The organism is Heyndrickxia coagulans 36D1, from assembly GCF_000169195.2.
Classification (GTDB): Bacteria; Bacillota; Bacilli; order Bacillales; family Bacillaceae_C; genus Weizmannia; species Weizmannia faecalis.
Window position 1 is genome coordinate 2,869,275 of sequence record NC_016023.1, and the last position, 19,840, is coordinate 2,889,114.

Here is a 19,840-nt window from a genome sequence, read left to right on the forward strand (position 1 = left end):
GAGGTAGATGAAAAAAAGCACGCAAATTTTGGGCCAGCCGATCATCAGCATTTCTGAAGGCGCTGAAATCGGAAAAGTAAAGTCTTTTGTCATTAACCCGGACAAAGGATCCGTCGATTTTTTAACGATCGAACACGAAGACTGGCAAGTAAGCGTAAAAGCAATTCCGTTCAAAAAAGTGGTCGGGATCGGCGAGTATGCGGTCACCGTGGAAAGCGACAGGGCTGTCATCGATTTAAACGAAATTCCGATTGCGGACCAGCTCGTCAACAAAAAAATTCGCATTGTCGGCGCTAAAGTGATGACACGAAAAGGGGAGCTAGTTGGCGAAGTAAAAGAATTTTACGCAGATGAAAATACAGGCAAAATTTTAGGGGTTGTTTTGCAAACAGGCGAGTTGGAAACGATCCTTTCTGCTGATTTTGTGATGACGTACGGAAGAGATATTGTTGTTGTGAAAGAGGAAGCACCCGGCCATTTTCTTGATGATCCTGAAAAACTGCTGACAAAAGAAGTAGAAGAAGAGCTTGAACAACCGGGCGAAGAGGGAATGGAGGCACTCCGGGCAAAACAAGTGGAACTTTTAAAAGGAAAGAAAGCGGTAAAAGACATTTACGCGGGAAACGGGGAACAGGTTATCGCGGCAGGAACGGTTTTGTCTGAAGAAGACATTAAGCGGGCACAGGAGGCCGGTCCGGGTGTTTTTGTCGAGTTGTCTATGCATGTTGATGAATGAAAGGCGGCGCTGAAGTGTGGGAAACAAGCGGTATTTAAAAGTTTTTACGATCTTATTGATCAGCACAGCATTTATATTCAGTTTCTCACATTTTGGGGCTTTGGCCATTGCGAACGGATTCGGACATAAAGAAAAATATGCGCAGGGCACTATAGCCGGAGGAATACAGCTGTCCGGGCTGACGGAAGAGCAGGCACAGCAAAAATTATCATCTGCCGTTCAGAAATGGAAGGCGTCCAATCCGGTAGAAATCGTCTATTTGGCAAAAACGGTGAAGCTTCCGGCTGAACAGCTGCATTTTTCCGTAACAGAAAGCATGGTTCGGGTAAAAAACGGCGAGGCCGCGCCGCTTGTTGTCACGCTTGACCATAATAGGCTTCGGGACCTGGTCTCAAAGTCTTTTCCCGACGTCAGCCCGGATGACGTGGATATTGCCCGGCTCTACATGGCCATATGCCACGCCGCCGCCCGGCTTGAGACTGCCAATCTTTCCTTTGATTTGTCCGGTTATGCCGTGGACGGAAATGAAAAAGAAACGACAGTATCAAAAGGTTCAGTAGCAAATGTTTCGCTTGCGGAAGCAACAGAACTCGAAAATTGGGCAAAGCAGTTTCCGCAAGTCAACATTCCTGCGCACGGGATGTTTTCCTTATTCAAAACAGCGGAAAAAACAGGCGCTTCGTTTTCAAATGAAGCACTCAGCATGATTGCAACCGCCATATACGGGGCGGTGCTGCCGACCAATTTCGAAATCATTGAACGCAATACGGGAAACGAACTGCCGTACTATGCAACGCTTGGAAAAGAAGCAAAAGTGGTGAAAGGCAAGCTGGATTTCTCTTTTGTCAACCCGAACCCAACCGCTTATCAGTTGAAATTCACGGTTCGAAACGGCGCTTTTTCCGTATCTGTGGCAGGCCGGCCTTTTCTCGAAAACTATAAAATGGTGCTGAAAGATCAAAAAACGATTGGCCCCGAAACAACCGTGCAATATCATCCTGCTTTAAAAGCGGATCAGTCTGTTGTCTTGCAAGCCGGAAAAGCGGGTTATTATGCCAAGGTATTCCGCAATATTTACAGCCAGAATCACGGCCTGCTGAAATCCGTGCTGTTGGCGGAAGATTTTTATCCGCCAGTGGCACAAATCGTTGCAAAAGGCAATCCGGCACAAGTGGAAAATACGGAGGACTCATCGGAAACAGATAACGGTTCTGGTCATGAAACGGACACGTCAACAAGTGGCAGCAGTTCAAAAGGCAGCGAAAAAAGTGCCGGCAAAGAGACTTCAAAAAGCAAAAAAAGTGCCGGTACAGAGGCTTCAAAAAAGAGCGAAAAAAGTACCAGTACAAAAGCTGAGACTTCAAAGGATCGCGAAAACTCTACCAGCACAAAAGCTGAGACTTCAAATGACAGCAAAGACAGCACCGGCACGCATGACGGCAAGGATAACGGGGCAGACAGCAAAAGCTGACATAATAAAGACCCGGGACATGACAGATAAAGCGGGGGAATTCGGATGAAGCAAGTGCGAAAAAGGCTTGGCGATTTATTGGTGGATGCAGGATTAATTACAGCAGAACAGCTGGAACAGGTGCTGAAGGAAAAGGGGGCGGGCCAAAAACTGGGCGATGCGCTTCTTCAGCGTGGGCTGATTACCGAGCAGCAGCTCATTGAAGCGCTCGAATTCCAGCTCGGCATCCCGCACATCAGCCTTTTCCGCTATCCTTTTGACCAGAGCATCATGAATCTTGTGCCGAAAGAAATGGCGAAACGAAATCTTCTCATTCCGCTCAAAAAAGACGGGGATAAACTGTTTGTCGCAATGGCGGACCCGATGGATTTTAATGCGATCGATGACTTGCGGCTATCGACCGGCTTCCGGATTGAACCGGCGATTGCCTCCAAAGACGATATTTTGCGGGCAATCCATAAGTATTACGACCTGGATGACAATATGGAAGAACTGCTGGACGGCATTGCTGAAAAGGAAGAGGCAACCGAAACCGCACCCGGGGAAGAAGATTCGCCTGTTGTCCAGCTCGTCAACCAGCTTTTGCAAAATGCCGTCCAAATGCGGGCAAGCGATATCCATCTGGACCCGCAGGAAACAAAATACATCGTCCGTTACCGGGTGGACGGAATTTTGCGGACGGAACGGGTGCTGCCGAAATCGATGCAAAGCGTGCTTGTGGCGCGCATTAAAATTATGGCAAATCTAGATATTACCGAACACCGCATCCCGCAGGACGGGCGTATTAAAATTGACGTCGATTTCCATCCCGTTGATATCCGGGTATCGACGCTGCCAACCGTATTCGGGGAAAAAATCGTGCTCCGGATTTTGGATCTTTCAACAGCCATCCACGATATCCGCCAGCTCGATTTCAACAAACTGAATCTCAAGCGTTTTACGCAGTTGATCCACCGCCCGAATGGCATCATTTTGATCACAGGGCCGACCGGTTCCGGGAAGTCATCAACTTTATATGCGGCCCTAAACCATCTCAATGATGAACAGGTGAATATCATTACGGTGGAAGACCCGGTGGAGTTCCAGATTGAAGGCGTCAACCAAATTCAGGTCAATCCGGCGGTCGGGATGACGTTCGGCAAAGGGCTGCGCGCGATTTTGCGGCAGGATCCGAATATTATCATGGTCGGGGAAATCCGCGACAAGGAAACGGCTGAAATTGCTATCCGCGCTTCCCTCACCGGCCATCTTGTCTTAAGTACGCTGCATACCAATGATGCGCTCGGCACAATTACAAGATTAATAGACATGGGCGTTGAGCCGTTTCTCGTTGCCACCTCACTCAGTGGCGTCGTGTCGCAGCGGCTCGTTCGCAAAGTGTGCCGCGACTGCGCAGAAGAACAGGTGCCGACAAAACGGGAAATAGAAATTTTTAAAAAACGCGGCATCAAAATTGAGAAAATCATTCGCGGCCGAGGATGCGGAAACTGCAACATGACCGGATACAAAGGACGGATGGCGATCCAGGAACTGCTGATGATCAATGAAAACATCCGGCGTGGGATTATGAACGGGGAACCTTTATCCAAATTAAGGGAATATGCGATCCAAAATAAAACGATTTTTCTGCTCGATGACGGATTACTAAAGGTAAAGCAGGGGCTGACAACGACCGAAGAAGTGTTGCGCGTCGCCCTACCGGAGTAGGTGAAAGGAATGAAGGAAAAAATTGAATACTTGCTTCGCTCAGCATTTGAACTGAAAGCATCGGATCTTCACTTATCCGTTGGCGTGCCGCCGATTCTGCGTTTAAACGGCCAACTGAAACGTTACGGAAAAGAAGTGATGACGCCGCAATTGACGGAAGGAATGGCAAAAGCGATCATTTCCGATACCATGTGGCCGGTTTTCCAGGAACGCGGGGAGCTTGATTTTTCTTACGGCATCCCGGGCGTATCCCGTTTCCGGATCAATGTGTACCGGCAGCGCAACTGCGTGTCGCTGGCGATCCGTGTTGTCCCGACTACGATCCCGACAGTTGAAGAACTGCATTTGCCGCCTGTATTGTATGCATTCACGGAAAAACCGCATGGCTTAGTGCTGGTAACAGGGCCGACCGGAAGCGGAAAGTCGACGACTCTCGCTGCCATGATCGACCATATGAACAAAACGCTGCACAAACATATTATTACGCTTGAAGACCCGATTGAGTATTTACATAAACATCAAAAATGCATCATTGACCAGCGTGAAGTCGGGTTTGACACGCAAAACTTTGCGAACGGCCTTCGCGCGGCACTCAGGCAGGACCCGGACGTGATTTTAGTCGGGGAAATGCGCGATCTCGAAACGATCCATATAGCGATTACGGCAGCGGAAACCGGGCACCTTGTCCTCGGTACGCTGCACACATCGGGCGCGCCGTCGACGATTGACCGGATCATTGACGTTTTTCCGCCGTCCCAGCAGGCGCAAATCCGCATCCAGCTGGCAAATGTTTTAGTTGGAATTATTTCACAGCGCCTCTTTCCGACAGCCGACAACAAAGGGCGGAGGGCGGCCACGGAAGTGCTCGTCAACAACGCGGCCATTGCCAATCTGATCCGCAATGAGAAAGTTCACCAGATCGTGAATGTCCTGCAGACGAGCCGCGCACTCGGGATGCACACGCTTGAAACCGATGTGAAGGAATTGCTTGCAGCGGGCGCGATTTCCAAAGAAGCGGCGGAACCTTATTTACAGGAGATTGTCCAAAATGCCACGATTTAAGTACGAGGGAAGGACAAAAGCCGGGAAGAAAAACGGCGTCGTCACGGCCGAATCGAAACGGGAGGCGCTGGTAAAGCTGCGCGGGCAAGGCGTCCGCGTGCTCCAAATCAATGAGATGCCGGAAACGTTAATGACGATGGAAATCAGTCTCGGCGGCAGGGTGAAACTGCAGGATTTTGTCATTTTCCTCCGCCAGTTTTCAACACTGCTGAAAGCCGGCGTAACCGTCGTCGATTCTACAAACATACTTGCCAGCCAGACGAGCAGCAAAACATTAAAGAAAACGCTTTTGGCCGTTGAGGAAGATTTGCGTGGCGGGATTCCGCTTTCCCAGGCGGCCGCAAAACATAAAAAAGTGTTTACCCCGATGTTCATTAATATGGTTTATGCCGGTGAAGCGGGCGGCAATCTTGACGGTACATTGGAAAGGCTCGCAACCTACTACGAAAAGCAGCACCGCACAAGGCAAAAGGTAAGGTCGGCGCTGACGTATCCGGCTTTTGTCGGGGTGATGGCGATTGTTGTCGTCATTTTTATGCTTGTAAAAATCGTCCCGACCTTTGTATCGATGCTCAAAAACTATAAAGCCAGCCTGCCTGCGGTTACGCGCCTTGTTTTGTCGGCAAGCGGGTTTATGCAGCACTACTGGTGGCTCGTCGTGCTGATTTTGATCGGGGTGTACGTGCTGCTGGTCGTTTTGCGCAAAAACAAAACGAGTAAATTTTATTTGGACTATGCGATGCTCAAATTCCCGATTTTCGGCAAACTCGTCCAAAAATCGATCATTGCCCGGATGACGCGGACATTGAGCTCGTTGTTTTCCAGTTCCGTGCCGATTTTACAGGCATTGTCGATCGTGGAGGCAATCGTCGAAAACGAAGTGATGACAAAAGTGCTCCGCCAGGCCCGCGATGCGCTGGAAAAAGGGCAGTCGATGACAGAACCGATGCGGCGCCACTGGGTCTTTCCGCCGCTTGTCACGCAGATGATTGCGATTGGTGAGGAAACCGGTGCGCTGGACGCCATGCTTGGTAAAGTCGCTGACTTTTACGAGGCCGAAGTAGAAGCCGCTACCGACCAGATCAAAGCGCTGATTGAGCCGTTTATGATCGTCGTGCTCGCAGCCGTTGTCGGCACGATCATTGCCGCGATTATGATACCAATGTTCGAAATTTATAATAATGTTCAATAAATTGATCAAAAAAAGGTAGGATTATGCAACACAACCATGTATAATATAGGTAAAAAGTTCTAGGACATTAGGAGGAGAAACGATGTTACACAAGAAAAGAAAGTTATTGAAAAATCAAAAGGGCTTTACGTTGATTGAACTGTTGGCAGTTATTGTCATTTTGGCCATTATTGCAGCGATTGCGATCCCGGCGATTGGACACATTATTAAGAATTCTCATATTGATGGGGATAAATCAGATGCAGTTCAAGTAATAAATGCAGCGAAATTATATGTTTCACAAAAAGGAATACCAAGTGAAGCTTTAAGCATCACTGAATTGGATCCATACTTAGATGATGAGGTTAATCTTTCTGAAATTAGTGTGTCTGTTACAGAAGATGAAACAACAGGAAAAGTTACTTATGCTTTAACGGCTAATGGGAAATATGTTACGTTTAAAAATGCTACGTTAACTGATATTAACAATTCGCCTAAAGGTGCTACTGAAGTACCTAAAAAATAATTTTGAGTAACCCCATCTATTTTCCAAGGCCTGCCCTCCGTGCCAGGCCTTGGTTACTGGTTTTTAAGATTGCTATTTAAGGAGCCATCATGATGCCACGCTCATTTTTTCCATCATCGAAAAAAACCGGAAATTTCATTATCAAAGACCATGTCATTCGTTTTCTCGAATTGAGACAGACTGACCCGCCTGTTGTTGCAAAAATGGGCGAGCGGTATTTGCCGGAAGGACTGATCCGCGGCGGGAAAATTGCTGATGCCGAGACGCTTGCGATGATCGCTGAAGAATGTCTTGGTGATTGGGGGCTGAAGGGAAAACACCCAGTTCGTTTTGCTGTGCCCGACAATTTTGTTGTCGTGCGCCAAATTGCTGTTCCGGATGAGATTGCCATGGATGAAATGGAAGGTTATATTACCCTTGAGCTCGGTTCCACCATCCATTTGCCGTTTGACGATCCTGTATTTGACTTTGCGCTCCTTGGTGAGTCGAATCAGGAAAAGCAGGTGTTGTTATTTGCTGCGCCCCGGGATGTCGTCGAAGATTATGCCGGTTTTTTTAACGATATCCGCCTGAGCCCGGTTGCTGCCGATATTTCCCCGCTATGCGCCTACCGGTCTTTTTATCATTTGAATACACTGAATGCGATGGACCATCTGCTCCTTCTCCAGTTTGATTTATCCATGGTCAATGCGACCATTTTCCACCGGCATTTCCCGCTGCTTGCCAGGGAGCTTGAAGTCGATATTCCGCTTTCCAAATGGGAGACGGAGACCAATGCTTTTGGCGAAAAAAAGTACCGCTGGCCGGAAGACGATCCACTGCTCCGCTACCAGACGGAAAATATTTATAAAGAGCTGGACAGAATCATGAATTATTACCAGTTTTCGATCCGGAAAGGGCAGGATGCGGTCAATCAAATTTTGCTGAACGGCGATTATCCGTATTTGCCCGAGGTTGCGGACAATCTTGCGGAGCAGTTTGGCCTGTCGGTCAAGATGATCGAAACGGAAAAAGTATCTTCCACAACCGGGCAGCCGTTTCCCGCCCGCTTTGCGCCTGTTTTGGGCCTTGCACTGAAAGAGGTGAAATAAATGCTCGTCGAGATTAACCTGCTGCCGAAAAAAGAACCGAAAAATATCGCGCTGCTCTTTTGGGGCGGGATACTGGCCGGTGCAGCCGCCATTTTTGTCATCATCTTCTTTATCGCGCTCCATCAGACAAAACAGGATCTTGCTGCCGTTAATCAGCAAATCAAACAGACGGAAGCGCTCCAGGCCGCTGAACAGGCAGCACAAAAAAGCAATGCGGACATACAGGATTTTAAAAAGCTCTCGTCCGCCGTTAAATGGGCAAGCGATACGCCGGTCAAGACGGTGCCGGTATTGGACAAGCTTACTAAACTTTTGCCGGAATACGGCTATATCACGGACTTTTCCTGCAGTAGCACGGGCGCGAATGTGACCGTCCAGTTTGATGCGTCCGATGAAGCGGTTTACTTCTTAAAACGGCTGAATGACAGTCCGTATTTCAGCGGCGCCGTCTTAAACAGCATCAAAGTAAATACGGAAACGGCCAGCGCTTCTTCAAGCGGCACATCCGATGCTGCAACCGGCTCAGCTGCGGGAACGGGCACAACATCCGGCACTTCCAAAACGGCAAGCAGCACATCTTCCGGATCAGATGCGTCCAAAACGGCCGGCGAATCTTCTTCGGGAACGTCTAAAACCGGTTCCTCTTCCACATCTGCTGCATCCAAAACGGCCGGTGAAACAAAGGGGGGCGGTTCCTCTTCCGAACCGGGTGCAACAGGTGGCACAGCCGGCGCGGATACTGCAGCAACCGGTGAAGCAGAGGGTGTAACGGTTTATGAAGCGACATATACGATCCAGCTCAATCAAACTGCACTCAATGCCGCTAGCAAAAAGGAGGAACAGCAATGAACCTCCGTTTAAACCGGAAACAGCTTTTTATCATGCTTGCCCTCTTTGCCGTTTGCCTTGCCGGCGCATTCGGTTTGTACTGGTTTGTGCTGGCGCCGGCTAAGTCCGAGCTGGCCGGACAAAAAGCTGCATTGAAATCGGAACAGCAGGTGCTATCCAGCCTGCAGTCAAAAAAACAGCAAAGCCCGGAACTGCAGCTTGGCAATGTTGTCAGCCTGTTGCGGAAAATCCCGGCAAAACCGCTTGCGGAACAAGTGCTGCTTCAGTTCAGGATGGCAGAGGCCCTTTCCGGCAGCCGGATTACGGAAACAGACGCCCAGCAGGACTCTGCCGGTACGTCCGGGAGCGAGGAGGCTACACAAAGCACAACGAGCGGCACCTCATCCGGCACACAGCAAAAAACAGACGTGCTGCCTGCCGGTGTCAAAAAACTGTCGTATACTTTAAAAGTGGAGTCAGACAGCTACAAGAGCATGAAAACATTTTTACAGACGATTGAAAACTTGCCGCGCATTACAGTGATCGAAAGCCTCAATTTCAGTCCGGGGGAAGGAGCGCCTGGATCGAGTGGATTGCAGTACACCGTCACGGTTTCCACTTTTTATTACCCGGCGTTAAGCCGGTATTCGGACTATTTGCCGGAAATCGACGTGCCGGCAGCGGGACATAAAAGTGACCCGGTCGCAATAAAGGAGCAATAAGTTTTCGGCATGTTCATCCTTGCCATTACATATGCTTAATATCGCCCGTTGCTTGCCGGTAGCGAACCAAGAAAATACCTTATGCTGAAAGATCAGAGGGATCAAACATGCATGGATTGTGGACTGCTTATTTTGCGGCACTGGGAATGGTGTTCGGCTCGTTTTATAATGTCATCGGGCTACGCGTGCCGAATCATGAATCGATTATCCGTCCCGGGTCGCATTGCCCGAAGTGTGGGCACTCGTTAAGCTGGTATGAAAATATACCGGTGTTGTCTTTTCTTGCTTTACGGGGCAGATGCAGAAGCTGCCGCGCGCCGATCTCCCCGGTCTATCCGGTATTTGAGGCGCTGACCGGGGGCTTGTTTGCCTATTCTTTTTACCGGTTCGGGTGGAGTCCCGAATTTTTGCTTGCCGTTTTGTTTATTTCACTGCTTGTCATCATTACCGTTTCCGATTTGGCGTATATGCTCATTCCCGATAAAGTGCTGTTTCCTTTTGCAGCCGCCATTGCCGCCGTCCGGCTTTTTCATCCGGCGTCACCGTGGTGGTCCGCCTGGCTCGGGGCGGTTTTCGGCTTTTGCCTCCTCTACCTCATTGCCTTTTTCACAAAAGGCGCGATGGGTGGCGGGGACATTAAATTGTTTTTTGTCATCGGGCTTGTGCTCGGCATAGAGAAAACCTTTCTGGCCTTTTTTCTAGCCTGCTTTTTTGGCGCGCTTTACGGCGTTGGTTTGATGGCTGCCGGCAAATTTAAAAAACGAAAACCGGTGCCGTTCGGGCCGTTTATCGCCATCGGTGCGCTTGCCGCCTATTTTTTCGGAAACAGCCTTATCGGGATGTATTTGCGCATCTCCGGGCTCGGATAAAATTTGCATAAAATGCCGGAAATCGGCGAATGGTTTTCGGACAAGACGACAAAAGTCTTGTTCTTTTTTTTGCCGGTTATGGTAGCATGAAGCAAATCGGGCAGGAGAGGTGAAAACATTGGACAAGGCGAAAAAAAAGGCGAAAATTACAGTCAAAGTGGGCGGAAAAAAGGTGCAGCCGGAAGAAAGCGTGAAAGTCCATGACTGGAAAGCGGCCGAAGAAACGGCTGCCGCACAGGAAGACAGTGTAAAAGAAGAGGAGTCATTTGAATGGGTGCTGCCCGAACTTGATGCGGATCAGATTGAAGAATTCCGGCCGATCCATTACACACCCGCGCCCAAAAAGAAAAGCATATTCCCGAAAAAAGCGGTTGCGAAAAGGGCTGCGCCGGCGATTTTGTTTTCTGTCGTGTCCGCGTTGGTGTTCGGGGCGCTGCTCGGGTTTGTTGTATTAAAATTCATTGCGTACGGCGATCATCAAACAAAACTCCCGAAACAGCAGGCTGAAGGCGCTGCAGCGGGCACAGCGCAGCAAGAGGCCCAGCTTCCGGCGTTAAGCATCGGCATCATCCAGGCAGGGGTGTTCAGCACGGAAGGCGCCGCCTCTAAAGTGTCACGCGAACTTGCCGCGAAAAAGGTTCCGTCGATGCAGCTTTCGATGGACGGGCAACGCTATATTTTTGCAGGTGTGGCCGACAGCCTCGGCACAGCCAAAAAAATGGAAACTGCCTGGAAAGATAAAGGCGTCGAACTGTATGCAAAAGAAATCAGTTTTTCCAGCAAAAAGGTCCAAACGACGACAAAGGATGAGCAAATTTTTGCCCGGGAAACGGTTCCGCTTTTTCAAAAACTGGCAAAAGAAACGGCCGCCGCTGTCCAGAACGGGCGGGTTTCACCGGACGGCATGAAGACAGCCGAAACAGCAGCCGGCAACGTCAAAAAGCTGGCAAAAGTCAGGCAGGAAACGCTCGGCCGGTTGAAAAAATACGAAACGGCCGCGTATGAATCGCTCGTTGCTTATCAAAAAAGCGGCAACCGGCAGGATTTAACGGATGCCGAACAAAACCTGCTGGACTACGTAAAGGTCTACAGCGGGCATTGAAATCAAATGCGGGCTTCCGGCTGAAAGGCTGTGGTGCCAGATAAAGGCATGCGCCCGCATAGCATTATTTTTTGTCTGAAAAGGTTGAATTTGCAGTTGTTTCACGGCCCGTTTTTTGGTACGATACAATTGTATCTCCCATACCAAAGCCCATTGGTTCGATTCCCCCGCCTCCTGCACCAGAAAAGGAGGAATTCATTTGGAAAAAATGCTGATCAAAGATTTTCCTGCAGAAGACCGCCCGCGTGAACGGTTGATCCGCACAGGAGCGGAGAGCCTCTCCAATCAGGAACTGCTTGCCATTTTACTCCGTACCGGCACGAAAGAAGAATCGGTGCTCGAGCTTGCCAACAGACTGATCCGCCATTTTGAAGGCTTGCGGTTTTTAAAAGATGCTTCCCTTGAGGAAATGACGTCCATCAAAGGCATCGGCACAGCAAAAGCGGTCCAGATTCTGGCCGCGATTGAACTCGGCAGAAGGATTGCCAATTTGCAGCACGATACACGTTATGTAATCCGCACGCCGCAAGACGGGGCCAATTATGTCATGAATGATATGCGCTTTTTATCCCAGGAGCATTTTGTCTGCCTGTATTTAAATATTAAAAACCAGGTGATCCACCGGCAGACGATTTTCATCGGAAGCTTAAATGCCTCGATCGTCCATCCCCGCGAAGTGTTCAAAGAAGCGCTCAGGCGTTCAGCTGCTTCCATTATTTGTTTCCATAACCATCCATCCGGAGACCCTTCTCCTTCCAAAGAAGATATTGAAGTTACCAAACGGCTTGCCGAATGTGGTAAAATAATGGGGATTGAGATTCTTGACCATTTGATCATCGGTGAGAAAAAATTTGTAAGTCTGAGACAAAAAGGGTATTTGTAAGGCTTTGAATTTTTTTATGGTTACGATATAATAAATCGTATGATTTTTACGGCCGGCACTGCGCCGGAAATACCTGAATTCCGGATGTAGATTTAAAGTGACATCCATAAATAAGCAAAAGTATGGCACCAACTGGTGATGAAAATTTATCGTGTAGAAAGGGAGATACATCCATGTTCGGAAGTAAAGACCTGGGGATTGATCTTGGGACAGCCAATACATTGGTTTTTATAAAAGGGAAAGGAATTGTGGTGCGGGAACCTTCCGTTGTGGCCATCCAGACGGATACGAAACAGATTGTCGCAGTCGGGGATGCCGCAAAAAAAATGATCGGCAGGACGCCGGGAAACATTGTGGCGACGCGGCCGATGAAAGACGGCGTGATTGCGGATTATGAAACGACGGCGGCGATGATGAAATATTATATTCAGCAGGCCACAAATAAAAAAGGGCTTTTTTTCAAAAAATCCGTATGTCATGGTCTGCGTCCCTTCCGGCATTACGGCGGTGGAAGAGCGCGCGGTGATTGATGCAACCCGCCAGGCCGGGGCACGGGATGCTTTTACGATTGAAGAGCCTTTTGCGGCTGCGATCGGTGCCGGGCTGCCTGTCTGGGAGCCGACCGGAAGCATGGTTGTTGATATCGGCGGCGGCACAACGGAAGTGGCGATTATTTCGCTGGGCGGAATTGTGACAAGCCAGTCGATCCGGGTGGCCGGGGATGAAATGGACGAAGCGATCATCAGTTATATCCGCAAAAATTATAATCTTTTAATAGGGGACCGAACCGCAGAACAAATTAAAATGGAAATTGGTTCAGCAGGTGAGCCGGAGGGGATCGAACCGATGGATATCAGGGGCCGGGATTTGCTGACCGGTTTGCCGAAGACGATCACGATTACCGCGGATGAGGTGGCCGATGCGCTCCACGATACGGTGTATGCCATTGTCGATGCGGTCAAATACACGCTTGAGCAGACACCGCCTGAACTGGCAGCTGATATTATGGATCGCGGCATCGTCCTGACAGGTGGGGGCGCCCTGTTGCGCAACCTCGACCATGTCATCAGCAAAGAAACCGAAATGCCGGTGCTGATTGCTGAAAACCCGCTCGACTGCGTAGCAATCGGAACAGGCAGCGCGCTCGAAAATATCGAACTGTTTAAAAACAAAGCAAAAAATTCTAAATAGGGCATGCTAGTGTCCTGTTAACGCATTCTCCTGCCGGTTTTTTCTGGCGGGAGAATGGTTTTCAATCCGGGAATGGCCGGAACAAAGTGTTATAGGAGTGGATTTTATGCCACAGTTTTTTTTGAATAAACGATTGATCGTCCTTTTAATCAGTGTCATTCTGCTTGTCGCCATGATCGGATTTTCCATTAGGGAACGTGATCGGATTTCAAAACCGGAACAGTTTGTGCGCGATATCGTCGGGCTCGGCCAGTCCGTCATTGCCAAACCCGCCAATGCCCTTGCCGGTTTTTTTGACAATATCGAGGACTTAAAAAATACATATACTGAAAACAAAAAACTGAAATCCCATTTGGAACAGCTGACAAGCTTGGAAGCGCAAAATCATGAACTGAAAAAAGAAAATGAAAATTTGAGATCTATTATAAAGGAAAAAAACAGTCTTGGAGATTCAGAGTCCATTCAGGCCCAGGTCATTGCACGCAACCCGGATAATTGGTACGAGCAAGTGGTGATTGATAAAGGCGAAGTCAACGGCGTTACCAAAAACATGGCTGTCGTCACTTCAGGTGGTTTCCTCGGAAAAGTTACGCAGGTCGACAAATTTTATTCAACCGTCGAACTTTTGAGCTCGCCCGATGAAACGAACCGCGTATCCGCCAAAGTGCAAAATGCCAAAAAAGACGCTTACGGTTTAATCGAAGGATACGACAAAAAAGCAAAAATGCTGCTTTTGAAACAGCTTGATTTTAATATCAAAGTCAAAAAAGGCGATCATGTCGTAACATCCGGTTTAAGCGGCATGTTTCCGAGCGGGCTTCTGATTGGTGACATTGAAAAAGTGACCCCGGATGAAAACGGGCTGACGCAAACCGCTTATGTGAAGCCGGCAGCCAATTTTTATGATGTCCGCGAAGTGCTCGTCATCAACCGGAAAGCAGTGAACCTAGGCAGCGCAGGAGGAGAGCAGTGATGAAACGGATCGTGCTCCCTCTGATTTTAAGCCTGTGCTATATTGCTGAAAGTTTATTTGCCCATTTTTTTGCCGCCCGTTCTTTTGGCGGAAAATTTACCATTGTTCCCCATTTTCTGCTCGTTATGCTGATTTTAATGGGGATGCATTACCGAAAAAGGCTCTCCATCATTTATGCCTTTGTATTCGGCATGCTGTTTGATGCTTTTTACACGGGCATTCTGGGCGTTTATCTGTTTTTCTATCCGCTTGCGGTTTACCTGACAGAAAAAATGGACAGGATCCTCCAATCCAATATTTTCACCGGCACGCTTGTGGCAGTCTTGAACATGGCGATTGTCGAATTTTTGGTCTATGGCATCAATGCTTTAATTAATCCGCAGGTGATGGGATTTGACGATTTTCTCTTGCTCAGGCTTTGGCCGACTTTGATTTTAAATGCCGCTTTTTTTATTTTGGCATGGTATCCGATGGGGAATTTTTTAAAGCGGCGTGCAAGGGAAGAAGAAAAGGAATAACCGGCGGGGAGAAAATCTGTTAAAATGGGAAAGAAGGATTTTCCGCCTTTTTGTCGAATGATCCGGACAAGGGGGAATGGAAAAAGCAAAAGGGTTTGCGGGCCGAAACCAGCCGGAACCGCACGCACGGAGGCTTATTCTTGCGTGCCGGGCCGCAAAACGCCGTCTGAAAGCCATTTCGGATGTGTCGTTATTTATTGAGCCGTTGAGGTGAGCAGTTTGAAATGAAGAAAACGCAAAATGTAACCATAAAAGGCACGAAAGACGGAATTGTGCTGCATTTAAACGACCAATGCTCCTATCAAGCTTTAAAGGCGGAATTAGAACAAAAATTACTGGCCCAGGCTGTCGATGAGGAGGAAAACAGCCCGATCCTTGCCGTCAAAATTCAGCTTGGAAACCGCTATTTGACGCCAGCGCAGGAAGAAGAGATCAAAAGCCTTGTGCGTGCCCGGCGGAACCTTGTTGTCGATGAAATCATCAGCAATGTCATCACAAAAGAAGCGGCTGCGCGCGAAAAAGTGGAAAATGAAATTGTGCCTGTTACCACCATCGTCCGGTCCGGTCAGGTGTTAAAGGCGGAAGGCGATCTTTTGCTTGTCGGCAATGTCAATCCGGGCGGAACCGTGATTGCAAACGGCAATATTTTTATCATGGGAAACCTCCGCGGCATTGCGCACGCCGGCTACAGCGGGAGAAGGGACGCCGTTGTTGTCGCTTCCAATATGGTTCCGTCCCAAATCCGGATTGCCGATTGCCTGAACCGGGCGCCTGATGATTACGGGGAAGAAGACCGGCATGAGATGGAATGTGCTTACATAGATGAATCGGACCATATTATCATTGATAAATTGCAAGTGTTGAAAACTTTGCGGCCGAATATGACAAGATTAAAAGGAGGGTTCTCATATGGGTGAAGCGATTGTCATTACATCCGGAAAAGGCGGCGTCGGCAAAACGACGACATCGGCAAACCTCGGGACTGCGCTCGCGCTTCTCGGAAAGAAAGTCTGCCTTGTCGATACAGACATCGGGCTCCGCAATCTTGACGTCCTGCTGGGGCTTGAAAACCGGATTATCTACGATCTAGTCGATGTCGTAGAAGGCCGCTGTAAAATCCACCAGGCAATCGTAAAGGACAAGCGTTTCGATGACAAGCTCTTTTTGCTGCCGGCTGCCCAGACAAGCGACAAATCCGCCGTCACGCCGGAACAGATGAAACAATTGATCCACGGGTTAAAACAGGATTACGATTATATTCTGATTGACTGCCCGGCCGGCATTGAGCAGGGATATAAAAATGCAGTGGCGGGCGCTGACCAGGCGATTGTTGTGACAACACCGGAAATCTCGGCGGTAAGGGATGCCGACCGGATCATCGGGCTTTTGGAAAAGGAAGAACATATCGAGCCGCCGAAACTGATCATCAACCGGATCCGGAGCCATATGATGAAAAGCGGGGACATGCTTGACATCGATGAAGTGACAAGCCATTTATCAATCGATTTGATCGGGATTGTAGCCGATGATGAAGAAGTGATCCGCGCTTCGAACCAGGGCGAACCGATTGCACTCCATCCGACGAACCGCGCCTCCCTTGCCTACCGGAATATTGCCCGCCGGATTTTGGGGGAAACGGTGCCTTTAATGCCGCTTGAAGACCAGAAACCCGGCATGTTTGCGCGCTTTAAAAAATTATTTAGTTCGAAATCTTCTTAATGGCAGAGCCGTTTCTGAACGTTTTTCCAAACGATCAGGGCGGCTTGTTTTGTTCCCGGTTCTAACCGCTTTGGACAGGTCATACATTGGTAATAAACGAATGCCTGTACAGAAGGGGTGAATCGATTGGGAAACCGCGCCGATGAAATCCGGAGACAAATGGCGAAGCGGAGAAAAACGATCAAGCAGGCTTATAACGGCAAAGAAACGGTCTATGCGAGCCTGATCAAAGATGAGGGCACACATGTATATGAACCGCCGGGCAAAACGCCGCATCCGCTTTTTAAAAAAGAAACGATGCTGTTTAAAATTCTGGCTTCTGCCTGTCTTGTCCTCGTTGTGGCGATTCTGTTTAAATCGGAACGTCCGGAATTTGACAAGCCGAAAGCCGCCGTCAAACAGGTAATGGCGTCCGAATTTCAATTTGCAAAAGCAGCCGCCTGGTATGAAAAAAAGTTTGGCAAGCCGGTTGCGCTCTTCCCGGAAAAATCGTCAAAAACGGAAACCGCTGCTTCCAATGAAGATTCGCAATATGCCATGCCGGTATCGGGAAAAATTCTGACCCGTTTTTCTGCTGATGGAAGAGGGGTTACGATTGAAACAAAGCCGGGCGCAAGCGTGAAAGCGATGAGCGGCGGGACGGTCATTTTTGCCGGGAAAAAGCCGAAACTCGGCAATACCGTTATTATCCAGCATGCCGATTCAACGGAAACATGGTACGCAAACCTCAGCAAAATCGATGTGGGCCAGTATGACAGCCTCAAGACGGGCGAAAAGGTCGGCACGGCGCGAAGCAGCGGGGAAAAAGGGGAATTTTATTTTGCGCTTAAAAAAGACGGCGGTTTTATCGATCCGATCCAGGTGATTAAATTTGAGTGAGCGGTTTTGGCTTCTGAAAAAAATCAAAATCCATCCCCTTTTCTGGCTCGTGGCTGCCATTGCTGCTGTTACCGCCCGTTTCCAAGATCTCATCCTGCTGTTTGCGATCATTTTCATTCACGAAATGGGGCACGCGGTTGCGGCGCAATATTTTTCATGGCGGGTTAAAAAAATCGCCATTTTGCCGTTTGGCGGCGTCGCTGAAACAGAGGAACACGGAAACCGCCCGCTGAAAGAAGAACTGATCGTGACACTCTCAGGCCCCCTCCAGCATGTTTGGATCGCCGTTTTCGCGTATTTGTTGTTCCGCTTCGATGTCTTGCCCGGACAGATGTATACGCAAATCGGGGAGTGGAACCGGGCCATTCTTTTTTTTAATTTGCTCCCGATTTGGCCGCTTGACGGCGGGAAATTGCTGAATATGGCGTTTTCCACGGTTTATCCTTTTTTGCGCGCATTCCGGATGACGATTTGCTGTTCGTTTATCGTGCTGCTCCTTTTTCATGCGGCCGCCCTGCTGAATGCGCCGGCAAATTTGAACGTCTGGGCGATCGCCGTTTATTTATATGCCGCCCTTTGGAAAGAATGGAAACAGCTTTACTTTGTTTTTATCCGTTTCCTGCTTGAACGGTATTACGGAAAAAGGGATCCGCTCCGTCATCTGGAAACGATCGAGGTGGATGCGGGAGCATACTTGTATGAAGTGCTCGAAAGCTTTAAACGGGGACGCAAACATCCGCTCATTGTCCTTAAAAACGGGGTGGAAGTCGGGAAGCTTGATGAAAATGAACTCCTTCATGCCTTTTTTTCCGAGAAGCAAACCAATGCGAAAGTAAGCGATATCCTGTATAGTTATTGATGGAAGCCGCAATTAAAGCGGCTGAAAGCGAAGACAGTGTGGTGGAATTTTTTGGACAGATCAATCATCATCAATGTGAAAACAAGGGAAAAACGATATGCGGTCATCGAAAACGGCAAAGTATCTGGCATCCGCATCCGGCAGCCGGGCGATGCAGCAAAAGTCGGGAATATTTATCTCGGCAAGGTGGCAGACGTCAAACCCGGAATCAATGCCGCGTTTATTGATATCGGCGGCATCCGGCACGGTTACTTGCATATCAGCCGGCTCCCTGCTTTTGCGAACAGCAAAAATTCGAATCCAACGATTTCAGCTTATCTTTCGCCCGGGCAGACGGTCATGGTCCAGGTGAAAAAAGATGAAACAGGGCAAAAAGGGCCGCTTTTGACCGGCATCATTGAGCTTTCAGGAGAACAGATTGTGTATCTGCCAGAAGGAAAGTACACGGCTGTTTCCAAAAAAGCGGATGATGCAGACCGAAACAGGTGGCGGAACAGGGTCCGCAAAGCGCTTGAACCGCAGGAAGGGATCATTGTCCGGACCGCAGCCATCCATGCCGGTGGGGACGGGTGGCGCGATGAACTAAAATGCCTCAGGCTTCGGTACAAATGCCTGCTCGAAAAGGCGGCACAACTGAAAGCGCCGGCTGTTCTGCACGAAAAAAGCACGGTGGAAGCGGAAATTTTCCGCGAACTTGTCCGCTTAAAAAGCGGCACGGTGATCGTGGATGATGCGGAGGCACTTGCCCGCCTGAAAGCATTGCTTGCGGGCCGGCCGGAACTGGACTGGTCGTTTGAGCTCTACAGCGGAAAACAGAATATTTTTACCCGCTACCGTATCGACCGGACGCTTGAGGATGCCTTGAAAAGAGTGGTCTGGCTTGAAAACGGCGCCTATCTTGTCATCGACGAAACAGAAGCGCTCACCATTATTGATGTGAATACCGGAAAATATACGGGCACAACGGATCAGGCCGAAACGGTGCTGAAAACGAATCTGCTTGCGGCGAAAGAAATCGGCCGCCAGCTGAAACTGCGCGATTACGGCGGCATCATTCTCGTCGATTTTATCGATATGCAGCGCGATGAACAGCGCGCACAAGTGAGGGCGGTGCTTGAAAAAGAACTGGAAAACGACGAGAAACAAACCCGCATCACCGGTTTTACGGAGCTTGGCATTTTACAAATGACGCGCAAGAAAACGCGTAAATCGCTCCCCGAGGCACTGCTTTCCGTTTGCCCGGTCTGCGGGGGCAGCGGCAAAATCGAAAGCCCCGAGACGCTTGCTTTCCGCCTCGAACGCGAGCTGTGGGAAGCGCCGTACGCGGATTACGAAGCCGTCTTGATTGAATGCACGCAAGATGTGAAGGACTGTTTTTGCGGGGAAACGGACGTACATTTAAAGCGGCTGGAAAACCTGCTCGGCATGAAACTCATTTTTCACATCACTCGCGATCCGCATCCGTTTTATGCCATCCGGCAGTTCGGGACGGCAGCCGGCCTTGCCGCAAAAGGCAAAGATCCCAATTGACAA

19 protein-coding genes and 1 pseudogene are annotated in these 19,840 nt (G+C 49.1%); all 20 read left to right on the forward strand.

The genetic code is table 11. From position 1 onward, the window contains the following. The first annotated feature begins 7 nt into the window (after positions 1-7). The 20 genes and pseudogenes from BCOA_RS30820 to BCOA_RS30915 all read left to right on the forward strand — a co-directional run bounded on the left by BCOA_RS30820 (position 8) and on the right by BCOA_RS30915 (position 19,837). Complete coding sequence (locus BCOA_RS30820; protein ID WP_014097853.1) at positions 8-736, forward strand: PRC-barrel domain-containing protein; 729 nt, start codon at positions 8-10, stop codon at positions 734-736. A 16-nt stretch (positions 737-752) separates the two neighbouring features. Beyond that, positions 753-2,207: a VanW family protein gene (locus BCOA_RS30825; protein ID WP_014097854.1), complete on the forward strand. Its 1,455-nt coding sequence runs from the start codon at positions 753-755 to the stop codon at positions 2,205-2,207. Positions 2,208-2,252: 45 nt separating this feature from the next. Next, entirely contained in the window at positions 2,253-3,914 is a 1,662-nt protein-coding gene (locus tag BCOA_RS30830) for a GspE/PulE family protein (RefSeq protein ID WP_014097855.1), read from the forward strand. Positions 3,915-3,923: 9 nt separating this feature from the next. Further along, positions 3,924-4,976: a type IV pilus twitching motility protein PilT gene (locus tag BCOA_RS30835; protein WP_014097856.1), complete on the forward strand. Its 1,053-nt coding sequence runs from the start codon at positions 3,924-3,926 to the stop codon at positions 4,974-4,976. After that, a complete protein-coding gene (locus BCOA_RS30840; RefSeq protein ID WP_014097857.1) occupies positions 4,963-6,168 on the forward strand; it encodes a type II secretion system F family protein in 1,206 nt (401 codons plus the stop codon). The genes BCOA_RS30835 and BCOA_RS30840 overlap by 14 nt, the downstream gene beginning before the upstream one ends. A gap of 82 nt (positions 6,169-6,250) precedes the next feature. After that, on the forward strand, positions 6,251-6,673 hold the full coding sequence (locus tag BCOA_RS30845; RefSeq protein ID WP_014097858.1) for a prepilin-type N-terminal cleavage/methylation domain-containing protein: 423 nt from the start codon (positions 6,251-6,253) through the stop codon (positions 6,671-6,673). A 92-nt stretch (positions 6,674-6,765) separates the two neighbouring features. After that, on the forward strand, positions 6,766-7,764 hold the full coding sequence (gene pilM / locus BCOA_RS30850) for a type IV pilus biogenesis protein PilM (protein ID WP_026683603.1): 999 nt from the start codon (positions 6,766-6,768) through the stop codon (positions 7,762-7,764). Then, positions 7,765-8,613: a PilN domain-containing protein gene (locus BCOA_RS30855; RefSeq protein ID WP_014097860.1), complete on the forward strand. Its 849-nt coding sequence runs from the start codon at positions 7,765-7,767 to the stop codon at positions 8,611-8,613. Beyond that, a complete protein-coding gene (gene pilO, locus BCOA_RS30860) occupies positions 8,610-9,314 on the forward strand; it encodes a type 4a pilus biogenesis protein PilO (RefSeq protein WP_014097861.1) in 705 nt (234 codons plus the stop codon). Before BCOA_RS30855 ends, pilO begins: the two co-directional genes overlap by 4 nt. A gap of 107 nt (positions 9,315-9,421) precedes the next feature. Further along, positions 9,422-10,183: a prepilin peptidase gene (locus BCOA_RS30865; RefSeq protein ID WP_014097862.1), complete on the forward strand. Its 762-nt coding sequence runs from the start codon at positions 9,422-9,424 to the stop codon at positions 10,181-10,183. Between the two features lie 109 nt (positions 10,184-10,292). Continuing rightward, positions 10,293-11,285: a hypothetical protein gene (locus BCOA_RS30870; protein ID WP_225620896.1), complete on the forward strand. Its 993-nt coding sequence runs from the start codon at positions 10,293-10,295 to the stop codon at positions 11,283-11,285. Positions 11,286-11,484: 199 nt separating this feature from the next. Then, entirely contained in the window at positions 11,485-12,168 is a 684-nt protein-coding gene (gene radC, locus BCOA_RS30875; RefSeq protein WP_014097864.1) for a RadC family protein, read from the forward strand. A gap of 173 nt (positions 12,169-12,341) precedes the next feature. Then, a pseudogene (locus BCOA_RS30880) lies at positions 12,342-13,359 on the forward strand (rod shape-determining protein). A gap of 106 nt (positions 13,360-13,465) precedes the next feature. After that, a complete protein-coding gene (gene mreC / locus BCOA_RS30885) occupies positions 13,466-14,332 on the forward strand; it encodes a rod shape-determining protein MreC (protein WP_014097865.1) in 867 nt (288 codons plus the stop codon). Continuing rightward, on the forward strand, positions 14,332-14,850 hold the full coding sequence (mreD, locus tag BCOA_RS30890; RefSeq protein ID WP_014097866.1) for a rod shape-determining protein MreD: 519 nt from the start codon (positions 14,332-14,334) through the stop codon (positions 14,848-14,850). The genes mreC and mreD overlap by 1 nt, the downstream gene beginning before the upstream one ends. Before the next feature lie 224 nt (positions 14,851-15,074). Further along, positions 15,075-15,767, forward strand: a complete 693-nt coding sequence (gene minC / locus BCOA_RS30895; protein ID WP_014097867.1) for a septum site-determining protein MinC — start codon at positions 15,075-15,077, stop codon at positions 15,765-15,767. After that, the gene (minD, locus tag BCOA_RS30900) at positions 15,760-16,569 is read left to right on the forward strand and encodes a septum site-determining protein MinD (RefSeq protein ID WP_013859807.1); all 810 of its coding nucleotides are present in this window, start codon (positions 15,760-15,762) and stop codon (positions 16,567-16,569) included. Before minC ends, minD begins: the two co-directional genes overlap by 8 nt. A gap of 126 nt (positions 16,570-16,695) precedes the next feature. Further along, a complete protein-coding gene (locus BCOA_RS30905; RefSeq protein WP_013859806.1) occupies positions 16,696-17,448 on the forward strand; it encodes a M23 family metallopeptidase in 753 nt (250 codons plus the stop codon). Then, a complete protein-coding gene (locus BCOA_RS30910; protein ID WP_014097868.1) occupies positions 17,441-18,307 on the forward strand; it encodes a M50 family metallopeptidase in 867 nt (288 codons plus the stop codon). Before BCOA_RS30905 ends, BCOA_RS30910 begins: the two co-directional genes overlap by 8 nt. 51 nt (positions 18,308-18,358) lie before the next feature. After that, positions 18,359-19,837, forward strand: a complete 1,479-nt coding sequence (locus tag BCOA_RS30915; RefSeq protein WP_014097869.1) for an Rne/Rng family ribonuclease — start codon at positions 18,359-18,361, stop codon at positions 19,835-19,837. Positions 19,838-19,840: the final 3 nt, after the last annotated feature.

Bases quoted from the DNA above. Each gene is read 5' to 3' on its own strand.
- minD (WP_013859807.1), top strand. From the start codon at position 15,760: ATGGGTGAAGCGATTGTCATTACATCCGGAAAAGGCGGCGTCGGCAAA.
- BCOA_RS30830 (WP_014097855.1), top strand. From the start codon at position 2,253: ATGAAGCAAGTGCGAAAAAGGCTTGGCGATTTATTGGTGGATGCAGGA.
- pilO (WP_014097861.1), top strand. From the start codon at position 8,610: ATGAACCTCCGTTTAAACCGGAAACAGCTTTTTATCATGCTTGCCCTC.
- pilM (WP_026683603.1), top strand. From the start codon at position 6,766: ATGCCACGCTCATTTTTTCCATCATCGAAAAAAACCGGAAATTTCATT.
- minC (WP_014097867.1), top strand. From the start codon at position 15,075: ATGAAGAAAACGCAAAATGTAACCATAAAAGGCACGAAAGACGGAATT.
- mreD (WP_014097866.1), top strand. From the start codon at position 14,332: ATGAAACGGATCGTGCTCCCTCTGATTTTAAGCCTGTGCTATATTGCT.
- BCOA_RS30835 (WP_014097856.1), top strand. From the start codon at position 3,924: ATGAAGGAAAAAATTGAATACTTGCTTCGCTCAGCATTTGAACTGAAA.
- mreC (WP_014097865.1), top strand. From the start codon at position 13,466: ATGCCACAGTTTTTTTTGAATAAACGATTGATCGTCCTTTTAATCAGT.
- BCOA_RS30840 (WP_014097857.1), top strand. From the start codon at position 4,963: ATGCCACGATTTAAGTACGAGGGAAGGACAAAAGCCGGGAAGAAAAAC.
- BCOA_RS30845 (WP_014097858.1), top strand. From the start codon at position 6,251: ATGTTACACAAGAAAAGAAAGTTATTGAAAAATCAAAAGGGCTTTACG.
- BCOA_RS30855 (WP_014097860.1), top strand. From the start codon at position 7,765: ATGCTCGTCGAGATTAACCTGCTGCCGAAAAAAGAACCGAAAAATATC.
- BCOA_RS30865 (WP_014097862.1), top strand. From the start codon at position 9,422: ATGCATGGATTGTGGACTGCTTATTTTGCGGCACTGGGAATGGTGTTC.
- BCOA_RS30820 (WP_014097853.1), top strand. From the start codon at position 8: ATGAAAAAAAGCACGCAAATTTTGGGCCAGCCGATCATCAGCATTTCT.